16 protein-coding genes and 1 tRNA gene are annotated in these 16,849 nt (G+C 71.0%); 11 read left to right on the top strand and 6 right to left on the bottom strand.

Translation table 11 applies throughout. The features are described from left to right. Nucleotides 1-82 precede the first annotated feature (82 nt). The 3 genes from AC5RUW_RS06010 to AC5RUW_RS06000 are packed head-to-tail and all read left to right on the top strand — an operon-like array spanning nucleotide 83 to nucleotide 3,694. Nucleotides 83-1,417 carry an acetyl-CoA C-acetyltransferase gene (locus AC5RUW_RS06010; RefSeq protein WP_494007006.1) on the top strand — a complete coding sequence of 445 codons (1,335 nt, stop codon included), beginning with the start codon at nucleotides 83-85 and terminating at the stop codon, nucleotides 1,415-1,417. Nucleotide 1,418: 1 nt separating this feature from the next. Further along, nucleotides 1,419-2,759 carry a 3-oxoacyl-ACP reductase gene (locus tag AC5RUW_RS06005; protein WP_494159847.1) on the top strand — a complete coding sequence of 447 codons (1,341 nt, stop codon included), beginning with the start codon at nucleotides 1,419-1,421 and terminating at the stop codon, nucleotides 2,757-2,759. After that, complete coding sequence (locus tag AC5RUW_RS06000; RefSeq protein WP_494159846.1) at nucleotides 2,756-3,694, top strand: MaoC family dehydratase; 939 nt, start codon at nucleotides 2,756-2,758, stop codon at nucleotides 3,692-3,694. Before AC5RUW_RS06005 ends, AC5RUW_RS06000 begins: the two co-directional genes overlap by 4 nt. 71 nt (nucleotides 3,695-3,765) lie before the next feature. On the opposite strand, the gene AC5RUW_RS05995 is transcribed toward AC5RUW_RS06000, so the two are convergent. The 4 genes from AC5RUW_RS05995 to AC5RUW_RS05980 form a co-directional block, all read right to left on the bottom strand. Further along, entirely contained in the window at nucleotides 3,766-4,170 is a 405-nt protein-coding gene (locus tag AC5RUW_RS05995) for a universal stress protein (protein ID WP_494007009.1), read from the bottom strand. Between the two features lie 40 nt (nucleotides 4,171-4,210). Beyond that, the gene (locus AC5RUW_RS05990; protein ID WP_494159845.1) at nucleotides 4,211-5,614 is read right to left on the bottom strand and encodes an APC family permease; all 1,404 of its coding nucleotides are present in this window, start codon (nucleotides 5,612-5,614) and stop codon (nucleotides 4,211-4,213) included. Nucleotides 5,615-5,698: 84 nt separating this feature from the next. Continuing rightward, nucleotides 5,699-6,988 carry a hemolysin family protein gene (locus AC5RUW_RS05985; protein ID WP_494159844.1) on the bottom strand — a complete coding sequence of 430 codons (1,290 nt, stop codon included), beginning with the start codon at nucleotides 6,986-6,988 and terminating at the stop codon, nucleotides 5,699-5,701. 91 nt (nucleotides 6,989-7,079) lie between these two features. After that, a tRNA-Leu gene (locus AC5RUW_RS05980) sits at nucleotides 7,080-7,163 on the bottom strand. 200 nt (nucleotides 7,164-7,363) lie between these two features. Between AC5RUW_RS05980 and AC5RUW_RS05975 the strand changes: the two genes are divergently transcribed. Together AC5RUW_RS05975 and AC5RUW_RS05970 are read left to right on the top strand one after the other, a co-directional pair. After that, nucleotides 7,364-8,668 carry a M20/M25/M40 family metallo-hydrolase gene (locus tag AC5RUW_RS05975; protein WP_494159843.1) on the top strand — a complete coding sequence of 435 codons (1,305 nt, stop codon included), beginning with the start codon at nucleotides 7,364-7,366 and terminating at the stop codon, nucleotides 8,666-8,668. A 39-nt stretch (nucleotides 8,669-8,707) separates the two neighbouring features. Further along, a complete protein-coding gene (locus AC5RUW_RS05970) occupies nucleotides 8,708-9,865 on the top strand; it encodes an acyl-CoA dehydrogenase family protein (protein WP_494159842.1) in 1,158 nt (385 codons plus the stop codon). A gap of 35 nt (nucleotides 9,866-9,900) precedes the next feature. On the opposite strand, the gene AC5RUW_RS05965 is transcribed toward AC5RUW_RS05970, so the two are convergent. Then, nucleotides 9,901-10,134, bottom strand: a complete 234-nt coding sequence (locus tag AC5RUW_RS05965; RefSeq protein ID WP_494007014.1) for a DUF5703 family protein — start codon at nucleotides 10,132-10,134, stop codon at nucleotides 9,901-9,903. A gap of 41 nt (nucleotides 10,135-10,175) precedes the next feature. Here AC5RUW_RS05965 and AC5RUW_RS05960 point away from each other — a divergent pair, with 41 nt between their 5' ends. The 3 genes from AC5RUW_RS05960 (at nucleotide 10,176) to mshC (ending at nucleotide 12,720) form a co-directional block, all read left to right on the top strand. Then, nucleotides 10,176-10,490: a hypothetical protein gene (locus AC5RUW_RS05960; RefSeq protein WP_494159841.1), complete on the top strand. Its 315-nt coding sequence runs from the start codon at nucleotides 10,176-10,178 to the stop codon at nucleotides 10,488-10,490. Nucleotides 10,491-10,561: 71 nt separating this feature from the next. Further along, nucleotides 10,562-11,386: an undecaprenyl-diphosphate phosphatase gene (locus tag AC5RUW_RS05955; RefSeq protein ID WP_494159840.1), complete on the top strand. Its 825-nt coding sequence runs from the start codon at nucleotides 10,562-10,564 to the stop codon at nucleotides 11,384-11,386. A 59-nt stretch (nucleotides 11,387-11,445) separates the two neighbouring features. Beyond that, nucleotides 11,446-12,720, top strand: a complete 1,275-nt coding sequence (mshC, locus tag AC5RUW_RS05950; protein ID WP_494159839.1) for a cysteine--1-D-myo-inosityl 2-amino-2-deoxy-alpha-D-glucopyranoside ligase — start codon at nucleotides 11,446-11,448, stop codon at nucleotides 12,718-12,720. Nucleotides 12,721-12,802: 82 nt separating this feature from the next. Here the strand turns inward: mshC and AC5RUW_RS05945 are convergent, their stop codons facing one another. After that, a complete protein-coding gene (locus tag AC5RUW_RS05945) occupies nucleotides 12,803-13,678 on the bottom strand; it encodes a PAC2 family protein (protein WP_494007018.1) in 876 nt (291 codons plus the stop codon). Nucleotides 13,679-13,801: 123 nt separating this feature from the next. Between AC5RUW_RS05945 and AC5RUW_RS05940 the strand changes: the two genes are divergently transcribed. The 3 genes from AC5RUW_RS05940 (at nucleotide 13,802) to AC5RUW_RS05930 (ending at nucleotide 16,829) form a co-directional block, all read left to right on the top strand. After that, on the top strand, nucleotides 13,802-14,521 hold the full coding sequence (locus tag AC5RUW_RS05940) for an HAD family hydrolase (protein WP_494159838.1): 720 nt from the start codon (nucleotides 13,802-13,804) through the stop codon (nucleotides 14,519-14,521). Then, nucleotides 14,518-15,672, top strand: a complete 1,155-nt coding sequence (locus AC5RUW_RS05935; protein ID WP_494159837.1) for a site-2 protease family protein — start codon at nucleotides 14,518-14,520, stop codon at nucleotides 15,670-15,672. The genes AC5RUW_RS05940 and AC5RUW_RS05935 overlap by 4 nt, the downstream gene beginning before the upstream one ends. Before the next feature lie 101 nt (nucleotides 15,673-15,773). Further along, the gene (locus AC5RUW_RS05930) at nucleotides 15,774-16,829 is read left to right on the top strand and encodes a tRNA (adenine-N1)-methyltransferase (RefSeq protein WP_494159836.1); all 1,056 of its coding nucleotides are present in this window, start codon (nucleotides 15,774-15,776) and stop codon (nucleotides 16,827-16,829) included. Nucleotides 16,830-16,849: the final 20 nt, after the last annotated feature.

Below are 16,849 nucleotides of genomic sequence, written 5' to 3'. Positions count from 1 at the left end.
GTATCAGGTACGCTGGGTATCGGTAACTACCGTCACATTTGCGGCGGATCCCCCCAGACGCAGATCCAAGGAGAAGAACCCCATGGCTGAGAAGCAGCAAGCCGACACCGCCGCGGGCGGGCGGCCGGGCACCGTGGCCCGCCAGGCAGTCGTCATCGGCGGCAACCGGATTCCGTTTGCCCGCAGCGGCGGCAAGTATGCCTACAGCTCCAACCAGGACATGCTGACCGCTGCCCTGGATGGACTGGTGGCCCGCTTCGGCCTGCAGGGCGAGCGCGTCGGCGAAGTCGCCGGCGGCGCGGTCCTTAAGCACTCCCGCGACTTCAACCTCACCCGGGAAGCCGTCCTCGGGTCGGCGCTGGCGCCGGAAACTCCGGCCTACGACGTGCAGCAGGCCTGCGCGACCGGCCTCGAAACCGTTATTTCCCTGGCCAACAAGATCAAGCTGGGCCAGCTGGAGTCCGCCATCGCCGGCGGCGTCGACTCCGCCTCCGACGCCCCCATCGCCGTCAGCGAGGGACTGCGCCGGGTGCTGCTGGACCTGTCCCGCGCCCGGACCGCCAAGCAGAAGCTGGCGGCCGTGGCCAAACTGCGTCCCAAGGACCTCTCACCCAACGCGCCCACCACGGGCGAGCCGCGTACGGGCCTGTCCATGGGCGAACACCAGGCGCTGACGACGGCGCAGTGGAAGATCACCCGCGAGGCGCAGGACGAACTGGCCTACAACAGCCACCGCAACCTGGCCGCCGCCTATGAGCGGGGCTTCTTCGACGACCTGCTGACCCCGTACCGCGGCCTGTCCAGGGACGCCAATCTGCGCCCGGACACCACGATGGAGAAGCTCGGGAAGCTGAAGCCCGTGTTCGGCCGCAGCCTGGGCGACGAGGCCACCATGACCGCCGGCAACTCCACCCCGCTGACCGACGGCGCCTCCGTGGTGCTGCTCGGCTCCGAGGAGTGGGCCCGGGAGCACGACCTGCCGATGCTCGCGAACGTCATCGACGCCGAAGCCGGCGCAGTGGACTTCGTGCACGGCAAGGACGGGCTGCTGATGGCCCCGGCCTTCGCCGTGCCGCGCCTGCTGGAGCGCAACGGCCTGGGCTTCGACGACTTCGACTACTTCGAGATCCATGAGGCCTTCGCCGGCACCGTGCTCTCCACCCTGGCCGCCTGGGAGGACGACGAGTTCTGCCGCACCCGGCTGGGCCTGGACGGGCCGCTGGGCAGCATCGACCGCAGCAGGCTCAACGTCAACGGCTCCTCGCTGGCCGCCGGCCACCCGTTTGCCGCCACCGGCGGCCGCATCGTGGCCAGCCTGGCCAAGATGCTGCACGAAAAGGGACCGGGCAGCCGCGGACTCATCTCGATCTGCGCCGCCGGCGGACAGGGCCTCGTCGCCATCCTGGAAGGACGCTGAGATGGCGGATGCATATCTGAAGCTGGTCAACACCGGTATCACCAAGGAACTCGCCAAGCGGCTGGGCCTGCCCCGTCCGGCCATCCTGCGCCGCTTCGATCCGGCCAAGCCGCTGGTCCCCGGGCCGGTGCTGGTGCTCGGCAAGGGCGAGAGCGCAGATGACCTCGCGCAGCTGCTGCTCTCCTGGGACCAGGACGTGCGGCGCCACGCCACCCCGAAGGAGAAGCTCGGCGCGATCCTGATTGTGCTCGACGACGCCGCCTCGCCCGCCGACCTCGGTGAGCCGACGCTGGCGGCCGGCGCGTCGCTGCGCGACCTGGCTGCAGGCGGGCGCGTCGTCACGGTCTCCCGTCCGGCGGCCGAGGCCCAGGACCCCGCGGCCGCCGCCGCGCGGCAGGGCGTGGACGGGGCGCTGCGCTCCATTGCCCATGAACTGCGCGGCGGTGCCACCGCCAACGGCATCGTGCTGGCCAACGGGGTCCGCGCCACGGCGCCGTCGGTCGCCGCCGCCCTGCGATTCCTGCTTTCGGGCAGGAGCGCCTATGTCAGCGGCCAGTTCATCACCGTCGGCTCCGATGCCGGCACCCTGCCGGCGGACTGGAACGCCCCGCTGGCCGGCAAGGTCGCCGTCGTGACCGGCGCCGCCCGGGGCATCGGCGCCGCCATTGCCCGGGTGCTGCACCGCGACGGCGCCCGCGTCATCGTGGTCGACGTCCCGGCCGCGGGCGAGCAGCTGGCGAAGGTGGCGAACTCGATCGGCGGCACGGCGCTGCAGGTGGACATCACCCGCGACGACGCCGCCGAGCGGATCCTGGCGCACGCGGTCGAGCGCTACGGCCGGCTGGACATCGTCATCCACAATGCCGGCATCACCCGTGACAAGCTGCTGGCCAACATGGACGAGGCCCGCTGGGGTTCGGTCATCGCGGTCAACATCGCCTCCCAGCTGCGCATGAACGAGGCCTTCCTGGCCTCCGAGGGGTTCAGCCCCGACGGCCGGATCGTGTCCCTGGCCTCCACCAGCGGCATCGCGGGCAACCGCGGGCAGACCAACTACGCCGCCTCCAAGGGCGGTGTCATCGGCATGGTGCGGGCCACCGCGCCGCTGATCGGCCCGCGCGGCGGATCCATCAACGCGGTCGCGCCAGGGTTCATCGAGACCGACATGACCGCCGCGATTCCGCCGCTGACCCGCCAGGTGGCGCGCCGGCTGTCCAGCCTGCAGCAGGGCGGGCTGCCGCTCGACGTCGCCGAGACCATCGCCTTCCTGGCCTCCGACGCCGCAGCCGGGGTCAACGGCCAGGTGCTGCGCGTCTGCGGCCAGAATATGGTGGGGGCATGAGGCAGCAGCAGCTTCCCGAAATACCCGCCCTCGGCAAGCTCTACCTGTCCGCGCTGGGCAGCGCGGCGCGCAGCCGGCTGACCAGGGGCGACGGCGGAACCTCGCTTCCGGCGGTGCGCCACGAGGTGGCCGACGCGGCCGTCGACCTGGACAAACTGACCGAGTTCCAGCGCCTGGTGGCGCACAGCGCCCAGGACGTGCTGCCCTCGGGTTACGTGCACACCTTCGCCTTTCCGGTGGCCATGAGCGTGATGGCCCGCGAGGACTTCCCGCTGCCGCTGCTGGGCATGGTGCACCTGCGCAACGAGGTGCACCACCTGCGGCCGGTCCATTGGTCCGAGCCGCTGAGCGTCGCCGCCTGGGCGGAGAACCTCGCCGGCCACCGGGCCGGCACCCAGGTGGAGCTGGTCTCCGAGGTCAGCGCAGACGGCGGGCTCGTCTGGCAGGGACGGTCCACCTACCTGGCCAAGGGGGTGTTCCTGCCCGAGCTGGACCGTCCCGGGGCGCAGGAACGCCGGGACTTCCTGCCGCCCACGCCGACGGCGCAGTGGCGGCTGGGCCTGGACGCCGGCCGCAGCTATGCGAAGGTCTCGGGTGACTTCAACCCGATCCACCTGAGCCGGCTCTCGGCCAAGGCGCTCGGCATGAAGCGCTCACTCGCCCACGGCATGTACCTGGCCTCGCGTGTGGTGGAGGAGGCCGTGCCCCCGCACACCGACGCGTTCGCCTGGGACATCCGGTTCGAAGCTCCCGTGTTCCTGCCCGCGACCGTCGCCCTCGCCATCCAGGACGAGGAGACGGACGCCGGCTGGGCCGGATCGTCCTTCACCGGCTGGAACCCGCGGTCCCAGCGTCGGCATTTCTCGGGCTCGGTCGCCCCGCTCGGCCCGGCGGAAATCCGGGCGGAGCAGCTCGGCGCCGGCGGCACGGCCTGAGCCGGACGGACTGCACCGGACCCGCTGAAGCGGACTGAGTCAGGGCGGCGGGCTTCCGGCCCGCCGCCCGCTCAGTCTCCGGGCTTGACGGTGAGGACGGGGCAGTCCGCCTCCAGCAGCACCCGCTGCGCGGTGCTGCCCATGATGAGCTTGCCCACCGGGGTGCGCCGGCGGATGCCCAGCACCAGGAGCGACGCCGCATGGTCGGCGGCGGCGCGGAGGATCTCCTCGGCCGGGTCATAGTCCCCGACGGGATGGACGATGGCGTGGGCCAGCCCTTCCGCGGCCAGGGCGCGGTCAACGGCGGCCAGCGCCTGCTCCTCATCTTCCGGCGTCGGCAGGTGCCGCAGCCCGTGGTGCGGGCCGCTGACGTTGATGATGACCAGCTGCTCCCGCAGCAGCACCGCGGCGGCCCGGCCGGCCTGGAGCGCCGCCTGTCCCTCCGGGGTATCGATGTAGCCGACGACGACGCTCACGGCCTTCCCCTTTCCTTCTGTTCCTGCAGTACCGGCGCCCTCATCCGTGCAGCTCCTCGGGATCGCTGAACCGGGTCCGGCGCGCCCGTGCTCCCCGGTTCCACAGCCAGGTGAGCGCCCACAGGAAAACCCCCAGCGCGAGCAGCAGGCCGGCTATCCGGTATTCGATCGCGTCCTGCGCCCACGGGCCGAGGAGGAACGCGCAGGTGGCCACCCCCACGTAGGGGGTGATCCCGGGGGAGCGGAAGGAGCCCTCCGGCCGGGGGTCGCGGCGCAGCACCAGGGCGGCGATGTTGACCACCGTGAACACGGCCAGCAGCAGCAGCGCCGTGGTGCCGCCCAGCGCGCTGACCGTTTCGCGTCCCACGAAGTTGGTCACGAAGACGATCAGCCCGAGGGCGATGATCGTCGTGAAGACGATGGCGGCCCAGGGGGTGCGGCGCCCGCGCAGCACCTTCGAGAGGAACGGCGGCAGGACCTCCTGCCGGGCCATGCCGTAGAGCAGGCGGGAGGCCATCAGCATGTTGATCAGGGCGGTGTTGGCGACGGCGAAGATCGACAGGAACGGATAGATCACGTCGATCGGGAAGTTCGGCGCGCCGGCCTGGACCACCTCGAGCAGGGGAGTGGCGCTGTCCGCGAGCTGCCCGACCGGAACCACCGCGACGGCGGCAATGGAGACCAGCACGTAGATGAACGCGGTGATCCCCAGCCCGGTCAGCATGACCTTGGGGAAGATCCGCGCCGGCTCCCTCGTCTCCTCCGCCATGTTGACCGAGTCCTCGAACCCGACCATGGAGAAGAAGGCCAGCGAGGTGGCCGCGGTCAGGGACAGGAAGACCCCCTTGCCCTCCGCCGTTTCGAAGACGGTGACCCGTGAGAAGTCCACGTTGCCCTGGCTCATCGCCCAGAAGCCGATGCCGATCACGATCAGCAGGCCGGTCAGCTCGATCAGCGTCAGCACGACGTTGAGCTTGATGCTCTCGCCCACGCCGCGCAGGTTGATCAGCGCCAGCAGCAGGAGGAAGGCCACGGCGACCAGTGTCACCCCCGTCTGGTCCCAGTCCAGGTTGAATCCGACGATGAAGTTCTCCGCGAGGAATTTGGAGGCCGTGGTCGCGGAGGTGATGCCTGAGCACAGCACGGCGAAGGTGACCAGGAAGGTCAGGAAGTGCAGCCCGAACGCCTTGTGGGTGTACAGCGCGGCCCCGGCGGCCTGCGGATACTTGGTGACCAGTTCCAGGTAGGACAGCGCCGTCACCGCGGCCACTCCGAAGGCCAGCAGCACCGGCGCCCAGGCCGCGCCGCCGACTTCGCCGGCGATCTGCCCGGTCAGGGCGTACACGCCGGTGCCCAGGATGTCGCCGATGATGAACAGCAGCAGCAGCCGGGTGCCGATGACCCGTTTCAGCTCGGGTGCGGGGGTGGGTGCGGTCTCGCTCATGTCCTGGCCTCCCGCTGATCGGTGTGCCCCGTCCTGCGGGTATTCTGCTCGCCGCCCGGTGCGGGGTGCAATGGGGGCCGCGGATCACTGCACCGGGAGGACCCGGACGCTGCCGATGCGGTGGCCCTGCACCGAGACGACCTTGAGCACGCAGCCGGGCGCCTCGACCTCGTCGCCGGGGCGGGCCATCCTGCCCAGCCGCTCCAGGATGTAGCCGGCGACCGTTTCGTACTGGCCCTCGGGCAGTTCAATGCCGGACAGCCGGCCGAACTCCTGCAGGATCAGCGCTCCGTCGACGACCAGGGTGCCCGCCTCCCGCCGGGAGCGGTCCTCCGGGTCCCGTCCGGCGTCGAATTCGTCATAGATTTCCCCGACCAGCTCCTCGACCAGGTCCTCCAGCGTGACGATCCCGTCCGTGCCTCCGTATTCGTCCGCGACCACCGCGATGTGGCTCTGTTCCCGCCGCATCCGGGACAGGGACGGCAGCACCTCGGCGGTTCCCGGCAGGAAGAGGATGGGGCGGGTGATCGAGCGCAGGGTGCCCTCGCGGGCCGCGGGCGTCCCGGCGTCGCGCACCGGCATGAGGTCCCGGACGTGGATGAAGCCGAGGACGTCGTCCGTCGAGGTCCCGATCACCGGATAGCGCGAGTAGGGCAGCTCGAGCACCCGGCGCCGGGCCTCCTCCATCGACAGGTCCGCACGCAGGAACAGCACCTGGGGGCGCGGGCGCATGACCTCCTGGAGCAGCCGGCTTCCGGCCCCGAACACGTCGGAGAGGATGCGCCTGCTCTCCTCCGCGAGCACCGGGCTGGCGCTGACGATGTCATAGAGCTCTTCGCTGGTCATCGGCTGGCTGCGCAGGGAGGGGTTGCCGCCCAGCAGGCGGACCACGGCGTTGGTCGAAGCCGAGAGCAGGGCGATGACCGGCCGCATGACGACGGCGAAGGCGTTCAGCGAGGGGGCGAGGATCCGGGTGAAGGAGGCAGCGTTCTGCATCGCCAGCCGCTTCGGTACCAGCTCGCTGAAGACCAGGGAGAGGTAGGCGATCAGCAGGGTCATGAAGACGAGGGCGATCACCTCCGCCGTGGCCGGGGGTACGCCCCACCCGGCCAGGACGGGGGAGACGGAGGGCGCCAGCGCGGAGGCGCCGTAGGCGGCGGAGAAGAAGCCGGAGAGCGTGACGCCGATCTGGATGGCGGAGAGGAACCGGTTGGGGTTCCGGGCCAGTGCGGCGATCTTGGCTCCGCTGCGGCCACCGCTGCGCTCGATGGCGCTGATCTGTCCCTCGGAGAGGGACACCAGGGCCATTTCCGCGGCGGCGAACACCCCGCCGAGCAGGAGGAAGAACAACACCAGCAGCAGGTTGGTGGCCATAGCCTGAGGGTACCGAGGCCGGCTGCGGCAGCCAAAGGGACGGCACAACGAACAAGGCCCCGGAACCGAACCGGTTCCAGGGCCTTCGCCGTGCGCGGAGGGGGACTTGAACCCCCACCCTCAATAAGAGGACTAGCACCTCAAGCTAGCGCGTCTGCCATTCCGCCACCCGCGCAGGGTGGATTTCTCGGCCTCCGGTGTTCCCGGCGCCTCGAAAGCAACGGGTAAAACTCTAACACGGTTTATCCGCCAAGTGGAAATCGGCCTCCGGAGGCGCCGGACGGCGCGTCACCGGGAGCCACCGTGACGCGCCGTCCGGACCGTCGACGACGGCGGGCCGCTAGGCTGGCAGCAGACCGACCAAGGAGGAGCAGCGTGGAGCCGTACCGGGCCGAAGACGAGGTGGCGCGCATCTGCCGCGACCTGATCCGCATCGACACGTCCAACTACGGGGACGGCAGCGGCCCGGGGGAGCGCGAAGCGGCCGAGTACACCGCGGCGCTGCTGGCCGACGTCGGGCTGGACGTCACGCTCTTCGAAGCAGCCCCGCGGCGGACCTCCCTGGTGACCCGCCTCGCGGGCTCCGACCCGTCCCTGCCTGCGCTGGTGGTCCACGGGCACCTCGACGTCGTGCCCGCACAGAAGCAGGACTGGACGCTCGACCCGTTCTCCGGAGAGCTGCAGGACGGGCTGATCTGGGGCCGCGGCGCGGTGGACATGAAGGACATGGACGCCATGATCCTCTCCGTGGTCCGTGAGATGGCCTCCTCCGGTGTCCAGCCCCGGCGGGACCTGATCGTGGCCATGTTCGCCGACGAGGAGGCGGGCGGCCGGCAGGGTGCCGGCTGGGCGGTCGAGCACCGGCCCGAGCTGTTCGAAGGGGCAGGAGAGGCCATCTCCGAGGTGGGCGGCTTCTCCGCCACGATCGGCGGCCGGCGGACCTATCTGCTGCAGACGGCGGAAAAGGGCATAGCGTGGCTCCGCCTCAGGGCGGCCGGACGGGCCGGGCACGGGTCGCAGATCAACACGGACAACGCCGTCACCGCCCTGGCGGAGGCCGTGGCCCGGATCGGCACCCACCCCTGGCCGATTGAGCTCACCGACACCACCCGCGCCTTCCTGGACGGCGTCACCGACCTGACCGGCGTCGAGTTCGATCCCGACAATCCCGAGCGCCTGCTCGCCGAACTGGGCACCGTTGCCCGCTTCGTGGGCGCGACGCTGCAGAATACGGCGAACCCCACAGTCCTGTCCGCCGGCTACAAGCACAACGTCATCCCCGGCTCCGCCGAGGCGCTGATCGACGCCAGGACCCTGCCCGGGCAGGAGGAGGCCGTGCTGGAAACCATCCGGTCCCTCGCCGGTTCCCGCGTGGAGGTCAGCGTCGACCACGCCGACATCGCCCTCGAAGTTCCCTTCAGCGGGTCGCTGGTGGACGCCATGGTTGATTCCCTCCAGGCCGAAGACCCCGGCGCTCCGGTCCTGCCCTACACGCTTTCCGGCGGCACCGACAACAAATCGCTGAGCCGGCTGGGCATTACCGGCTACGGGTTCGCACCCCTGCGGCTGCCGGAGGACCTGGACTTCACCGGGATGTTCCACGGGGTGGACGAGCGGGTCCCCGTCGAAGCCCTGCAGTTCGGCACCCGGGTCCTCTCCCGCCTGCTGAGGACCTACTGACCGCCACCTGACCGCCATCGACTCCAAGCAGGAGGACCCATGCCCGCCGCTGACATCCTGACGCCGGCGCTGCTGGAACGCATCCGTTCCCGTGCCGCCGGCTACGACGACGCCAACGCCTTCTTCGACGAGGACCTACAGGACCTGCGCGAGGCCGGCTACCTGGCCCTGTTCACCCCGCGGAGCGGGGGCGGGCACGGCCTCGGCATCCCTGAGGTGGTGGCCTGCCAGCGGCTCCTGGCCTCGGCGGCACCGGCCACCGCCCTGGCGGTCAACATGCACCTGGTGTGGTGCGGCGTCGCCCATCTGCTCTCGCTGCGCGGCGACGACTCGCTGTCCTTCATCCTGCGTGAGGCAGCTGCGGGCGAGCTGTTTGCCTTCGGCATCTCCGAACCGGGCAACAGTGCCGTCCTCTTCGACTCCGCCACCTCCGCCGTGCCGCAGGAGGATGGGGGCTATGCCTTCACCGGACGGAAGATCTTCACCAGCCTGGCACCGGCGTGGACCAGGCTGGGCATCTTCGGCCGTGACGATTCCGTGCCCGAGGAACCCCGGCTGGTCTTCGGGTTCGCCGACCGCGGCACCGCAGGCATCCAGTCACCGCAGGACTGGAACACCATGGGCATGCGGGCCAGCCAGTCGCGCAGCACGATCCTGGACTCGGCGGCCGTTCCCGCGGAGCGGATCGTGCGGAAGACCCCGGTCGGCCCGCACGGGGACCAGTTTGTGTTCGGGATCTTCGCGCTCTTCTCGACCCTGCTCTCCGCCGTCTACAACGGCGTCGGAGACCGTGCGGCGGAGCTGGCGGCCGACGCCGCGCTGAGCCGGCGCAGGGGCGGCGCGTCCGCCGCCGCCGACCCCTACATCCGCTGGCGGGTGGCTGATGCGGCGATCGTCATGGACGGCATCCGGCCCCAGGTCGACGCCGTTGCGCGGGACCTGGAGGAGGGGGCCGACCACGGCGCGCTCTGGTTTCCCCGGCTGTCCGCCCTGAAGCTGCGGACCGTGGAGGCCGCGCGCGGCGTCGTCGAGCAGGCGGTGAAGGTCGCCGGCGGGCAGGCCTACTCGCGCGGGCACGAGCTGGAGCGCCTCTACCGCGACGTGCTCGCGGGCATCTTCCATCCCACCAACGAGGACGCGGCGCACGCCTCGATGGCCACGGCCCTGCTCGGGCCGGTGGAGGAAGCGGGGCGGTAGCACCCGGCTGAGCGGAAGACCCCGCTTCCGGGACCTCAGGCGGTGCGCACCACACGCATCACCCGGCGGCGGAGCCAGAACCGGCGTCCGCCGCCCTGGTAGATGCAGCTGCGGTGCAGCTCCCACTTGCCGTATTCGGCGTGTTCGGCCACCCGGGCACGTGCCTCCGGCAGCGATTCGTCAGGACTCACGGAGATCACAAGGTATTCATACGTACGGACGGCTCCACCATGTGGCCGGACTTCCGGCTGCAGAAGTTGTTCACGCATTTGTCTCCAATTTTGCCCGCTTTCCCGATAACGTCTAGGTCATGAGCATAGATCCGCGTATCGCGCTCCAGTCACTGGTGACCGCCCTCGAGGAGCATCTGGCCGCGGCGGCGGCCCGCCGGGGCGAGAAGGACCCTGTGGTGGAGAACGCCTATCTGGCCATCGCCGATGCCTTCGAAGTCTACGAGGAAGTCCTCTACGACGCCTACGGCGAGGTGACCCCGCTGGAGATCTATGACGACGAAGACGAGGACACCGACGACGACGCGGCTGATCCCCTGGGCTACGGCACCGAGGACATCGTCGAGGAGCCGCTCGAGGACGACGGGGGAGCGTCGCTGCGCGGCCGCGGCTGAGGACCGCACCCGGGGCTGACGGGCCGGGGCCCTGACCGGCACACCCTTCGGCGTGCCCTAGAGTCGTTAGCGTGAACTGGTTTGAAGCTGTCCTCCTGGGCCTGGTGCAGGGCCTGACCGAATTCCTCCCCATTTCCTCCAGCGCCCACCTGCGCATCGTCGGCGAGCTGCTCCCCGGCGCCCAGGATCCGGGGGCCGCGTTTACCGCCATCACCCAGCTCGGCACCGAGACCGCCGTCGCGGTGTACTTCTGGAAGGACATCGTCCGGATCGTCAAGGCCTGGTTCGGCTCCCTCGCGGGCCGGGTTCCCCGCAGCGATCCGGACGCCAGGATGGGCTGGCTGATCATCGTCGGCACCCTGCCGATCGTCATCCTGGGGCTGCTCTTCGAAGACCAGATTGAAACCACCTTCCGCAGCCTGTGGATCGTGGCGACCATGCTCATCGTCTTCGGCATCATCCTGGCCGTCGCCGACGCGATCGGCCGGCAGGACCGTGACCTGAGCAGGCTCACCTACAAGCACGGCATCCTGTACGGCTTCGCGCAGGCACTGGCCCTCATTCCGGGCGTGTCGCGCTCCGGCGGCACGATCACCGCGGGCCTGCTGATGGGCTACAACCGTGAGGCGGCGGCACGCTACGCCTTTCTGCTGGCGATTCCCGCCGTCTTCGGCTCCGGCTTCTTCCAGCTGTTCAAGTCGATCGGCGAGCCCGGTCCGTTCGGCCCGGCGGAGACCGCCCTTGCCACCCTGGTCGCCTTCGTCGTGGGCTTCATCATCATCGGCTGGTTCCTGCGCTACGTCTCCACCCGCAGCTACCGCCTCTTCGTGTGGTACCGGATCGGGCTGGGCCTGGCGATTTACCTGATGCTGGGCCTGGGCGTACTGACCCCTTGACCTGTCCCGCCGGAGGCCCCGGCGCGGAATCCACTTCGCCCGCCCGGTAGAGTGGAACGGTGATTGCCTGGAAATCCCCCTCGGTTCCCGCCCTGCCCGGACACTCTCCGGAACTGGTCCTGCACGACACCGCCGCCGGGGCGCCCGTTCCGGTGCGCACCACGGGAGAGGCCGGACTCTACGTCTGCGGCATCACCCCCTACGACGCCACCCACATGGGGCACGCCGCGACCTACGTCGCCTTCGACCTGCTCAACCGGCAGTGGCGCGACGCCGGCAACACGGTCCGGTACGTGCAGAACGTCACCGACGTGGACGACCCCCTGCTGGTCCGGGCCAACGAGACCGGAGTGGACTGGCGGGAGCTGGCCGCCGCGCAGACCCAGCTGTTCCGTGAGGACATGGAGGCACTGGGCGTGCTGGCCCCGGACCACTACGTGGGCGCCGTCGAATCCGTCGAATGGATCGTGCCGGCGGTCGAGGACCTGCTCGCCCGCGGCATCGCCTACCGGGTGCCGGGCACCGGCGGCGAGCCCGACGGCGACGTCTATTTCTCCGTCGACGCCGCAGCGGACCTGGACCCGCAGGAGCCGGGCGCCTGGCACCCCGGCCAGGTCAGCCACCTGGATCCCGCCGGCATGCTCCCGCTGTTCGCCGAGCGCGGCGGCGATCCCGAACGGCCGGGCAAGCGCAATCCCCTGGACGCACTCCTGTGGCGCATGGCCCGCGAGGGCGAGCCGGACTGGAACGGCGGCACGCTGGGGCGTGGCCGTCCCGGCTGGCACATCGAGTGTTCGGTCATCGCCCAGCGTTTCCTTCCGCAGCCGTTCACCGTACAGGGCGGCGGCTCGGACCTGATCTACCCGCACCACGAGATGAGCGCCGCCCACGCCTGGGCCTGCACCGGACATCCGCTGGCCCGCCACTACGCCCACGCCGGCATGGTGGGCCTGGACGGCGAAAAGATGAGCAAGTCGCTCGGCAACCTGGTCCTGGTCTCCCGGCTGCGCGGCCAGGGCGTCGAGCCCGCCGCGATCCGCCTGGCCATCCTGGCGCACCACTACCGCAGCGACTGGTTCTGGACGGACTCCGTGCTGCAGCAGGCCCAGACCCGGCTCTCGCGCTGGCGCAGCGCCCTGCCCCTGGCCGGCGAGGCCCGGTCACAGCGCCTGCTCGACGAGCTGCGCTCGGCGCTGGCCAACGACCTTGACGCGCCCGCGGCCCTGGCGGCGGCCGATGCGTGGGCCGAGGACGCCCGGCAGGCACCCGACAACGGAACCGGAACGGACCTGGCGCACGCGGCACTCGACGCACTGCTCGGCGTCCGGCTCTAGACCGTCCGGCTCCGGCACGTCAGGCGCGCGCCGGGACCCGCCGGCAACGGCGCACAGCGGGGCGGCAGGGCCCCACGGGAAATCAGTCCCGTCGGCGCCGCTTGAGGTAGCGCTCGAACTCGCGGGCGATGGACTCGCCGCTGGCCTCGGGAAGCTCGGCGGTATCCTTGGCCTCCTCGAGCTGGCGCACGTAGGCGGCCACCTCGGGGTCCTCCGTGGAGAGCTCGTCGACGCCGCGCTCCCACGCCTCGGCCTCCTCGGTGAGCAGCTCGACGTCGACCGGAACCTGCAGCAGGTCCTCGATGCGGTAAAGCAGGGCAAGCTCGGCCTTGGGCGAGGGCGCCTGCCCGACGTAATGGGGGACGGCCGCCCAGAGCGAGAGCGCCGGAATGTCGGCCAGCGCCGCCATTTCGGCCAGCACCCCGACGATGCCCACGGGACCCTCATACTGCGAGGCTTCCAGGCCCAGGCAGGCCCGCAGCTCCGGATCCTCCGTAGTGGCGGTGACCGGAATGGGCCGGGTGTGCGGAACGTCCGCCAGCAGGGCTCCCACCAGCAGCAGGCAGTCCACGTCGAGCTCGCGCGCCAGCGCCAGCAGCTCGGCGGTGTAGGCCCGCCATTTGTAGCTCGGCTCCACGCCGGTGACCAGCACCACATCGAGCTCGGCGCCGGGAATCCCGGCGCGGAAGATCCGGGTGGCCGGCCACTTGATGCGCCGGTCGCCGCGGGATGTGCGTTCCACCACGGGGCGGGTGAACTGGAAGTCGTAGTACTCGTCGGCGTCGAGGGCAGCCGCCTTCTCCGCGTCCCAGAGCCGCACCAGGTGCTTCACGGCGTCGCTGGCCGCCTCGCCGGCGTCGTTCCACCCCTCGAAGGCAGCCACCATGACGGTGACTCTGCCGCCGGCCTGGCCGCCGAGGACATCCTGCAGCCCGGGTGTCTTTTCGCTCTCACTCACAGGCCTACCCTATGCCGACCGCTGCCGGGTGTCAGGACCGCACCGCGGGCCTTCGCCAAGAGCGGACCCCGGGCGCGCGGGCCCAGCGCCCGGGCCGGTCCCGCGGCCCTTAGACTGGAGTGCATGTCCGTCACCCCTGCCCCTGCCCCCCTGAACCGCACCACCGGTCTCCAGGCCGTGTTCTGGGACATGGACGGCACCATCGTCGACACCGAGCCCTGCTGGATCGCCTCGGAGAAGGAACTGGTCGCGGAGTTCGGCGGCACCTGGACCGATGAGGACGCCAGGGCCATGGTCGGACAGGCGCTGCCGGTGGGAGCCGGCCTCCTGCAGCAGGCCGGCGTCGACCTGCCCGTCCGGGCCATCATCGACCGCATGACCGCGCAGGTGGCCGAAAAGGTGCGCCGCCGGGTGCCCTGGCGGCCGGGCGCCCGGGAACTGCTCGCGGACCTGCGCGCCCGCGGCATTCCCTGTGCCATGGTGACCATGTCCGAACCCGGCCTCGCCGACGTCGTCGCCGCCGCGCTGCCGTCCGGCACCTTTGAGTTCACGGTCACCGGCGACCAGGTCCGGGCCGGCAAGCCGGATCCCGAACCCTATCTGGCGGCCATGGACCGGATGGCGGAGCTCGTGCCGGGGCTCGACCCGCAGCGCTGCATCGGCATCGAGGACTCGCTTCCCGGGGTGCGCTCGGCGCGCGCCGCGGGGCTGCTGACCCTGGCCGTGCCCCACTTCGTGCCGCTGCCGCCCGAGCTCGCCCACCACACCTGGGACACCCTCGCCGGACGCAGCGCCGAGGACCTGGCCGGCCTCGCGGCGGCGGAAACGGATGCCATCCGATGACCGCAGGCGGCCCCGACCGGCCCACCCGCCCGGGCATTCCGCTGGGCAGGATCGCCGGTGTGCCCATCACCCTGGCCTGGTCCTGGTTCATCATCGCGGCAGCCATCGTGCTGCTGTTCGGCCCGCAGGTGGCGGCCATCCTGCCCGGCATCGGCGGCGGCGCGTACGCGGTCGCCCTGGGCTACGCCGTCCTGCTGCTGCTCTCCGTGCTGGTCCACGAGCTGGCCCATGCGCTGTCCGCGCGCGCCTACGGCTGGCCCACCACCGGCATCGTCCTGACCCTCTGGGGCGGGCACACCCAATTCGGGGCCGTGAACACCACGCCCTGGCGTTCGCTCGCGGTGGCCCTGGCGGGCCCGGCGGCGAACTTCCTGCTGGCCGGACTGGCCTGGGCCCTGGTGTTCGCGGCGCCGGAGGCGTTCGCACCGGGCACCGTGGCCGGACTGCTGTCCGCCATCTTCATCTGGGCGAACCTTTTGGTCGGCATCTTCAACATCCTGCCCGGAATGCCCCTGGACGGCGGCCGGATCGTGGAGACCATCGTGTGGAAGGCCACCGGCTCCCAGGAAAAGGGCACCATCGCGGCGGGCTGGGCCGGCCGCATCGTCGTCGTCGTCCTGCTGGCGGCGGTCTTCGCGCCGTCGCTGCGCCGCGGCGAGTCACCCAGCCTGCAGCTGGTGCTCGTGGCGGCGCTGGTCTCCGGCTTCCTGTGGATGGGGGCCGGCGCCGCCATCCAGAACGCCCGGCTGCGCCAGCGGCTGCCTTCGGTCACCGCGGCGGCCCTCATGCGCCCGGCGCTTGGCATCCCCAGCGGCGCACCCGTCCGGCAGGCACAGGAATCGCTCCGGGCCCGGCCCGGCACCGCCCTGGTGGTCACCGCCCCCACCGGCCAGCCCGAGGCCGTGGTGGATCCCGGAGCCCTGGCCCAGGTTCCCGACCACCTGGCCGCCGGCACGCCCGTGAACGCCGCCGCCCGCGCGCTGGCCCCGGGCGCCTACGTTCCCGACGTCGCGTGCGGTGAAGAACTCGTCCAGTACCTCTCCCGCCTCGCGGGAGGCGAATACGCCGTCATCAACCGCGACGGCGCCGTCGTGGGCCTGCTGCATGAGGCCGACGTCGTCCGCGCCGTGACCGGACGGGCGCCGCGCTGACCCCGGCCGGCGAAACACCGCCGACTCCCGCTTTTCACGATCCACCCCCTACCTGCACGACGACTGCCCCCGCAGTCCGCACCGGAACAAGAAGGAACACCATGGACCCCCAGACCCCGGCCGCTGCCGAGTCCACCAGCCCGCACGGAGCCGAACGGCGCCGCGGACCGCTGCGCCCCGGAGAGCGGGTGCAGCTGACCGATGAGAAGGGCCGCCGCAACACGATCACCCTCACCGAAGGCGGCGCCTTCCACACCCACCGCGGCTACCTGCCCCACGACGAACTGATCGGCCTGCCCGAAGGCAGCGTCGTGGCGAACACCACCGGCCATCCCTACCAGGTGCTGCGCCCGCTGCTCTCCGACTTCGTGCTGTCCATGCCCCGGGGCGCGGCGGTCGTCTATCCCAAGGACGCCGCCCAGATCGTCACCATGGCAGACATCTTTCCCGGCGCCCGCGTGGTGGAGGCCGGCGTCGGCTCCGGCGCCCTGAGCATCTCCCTGCTGCGCGCCGTGGGGGACTCCGGCAGCCTGCACTCCTTCGAACGCCGCGAGGAGTTCGCCGACATCGCCCGCGGCAACGTGGAGACCTTCTTCGGCGGCCCGCATCCGGCATGGCGGATCAGCCTGGGCGACTTCCAGGATGAAGTGATCCGCACCGAGGAGCCCGGCAGCGTGGACCGGGTGGTCCTGGACATGCTGGCGCCCTGGGAATGCACCGACGCGGTGGCCACGGTCCTGGCCCCCGGCGGCGTCTGGATCTCCTACGTCGCCACCGTCACCCAGCTCTCCCGCACGGCCGAGGCGATCCGTGCCGACGGCCGGTTCACCGAGCCCGAAGGCTGGGAATCGATGGTCCGCGGCTGGCACCTGGAGGGCCTGGCCGTGCGCCCGGACCACCGCATGGTCGCGCACACCGGCTTCCTGCTTTCCGCGCGGCGGCTGGCCGAAGGGGCGACCGGCCTGGTGCCCAAGCGCCGGGCCTCCAAGACCGGGTTCTCCGAGGAGGACCTCAACGCCTGGACGCCCGCCGCCGTAGGGGAACGCGAGGTCTCCGAAAAGAAACTCCGCCGGGCCGCGCGCGACGCCAGCTCCACCGTCCAGCGAGGCGCCCTGGAAAGCGCCGAACGGCTCGCTCAGGAACACCCGCACCCATAGTCACCGCGGCGCAAAACACA

This window comes from Arthrobacter sp. Y3222053 (genome assembly GCF_059092805.1).
Note: the sequence above shows the minus strand (reverse complement) of the source record. Positions and strands in the feature narration are given on the sequence as shown.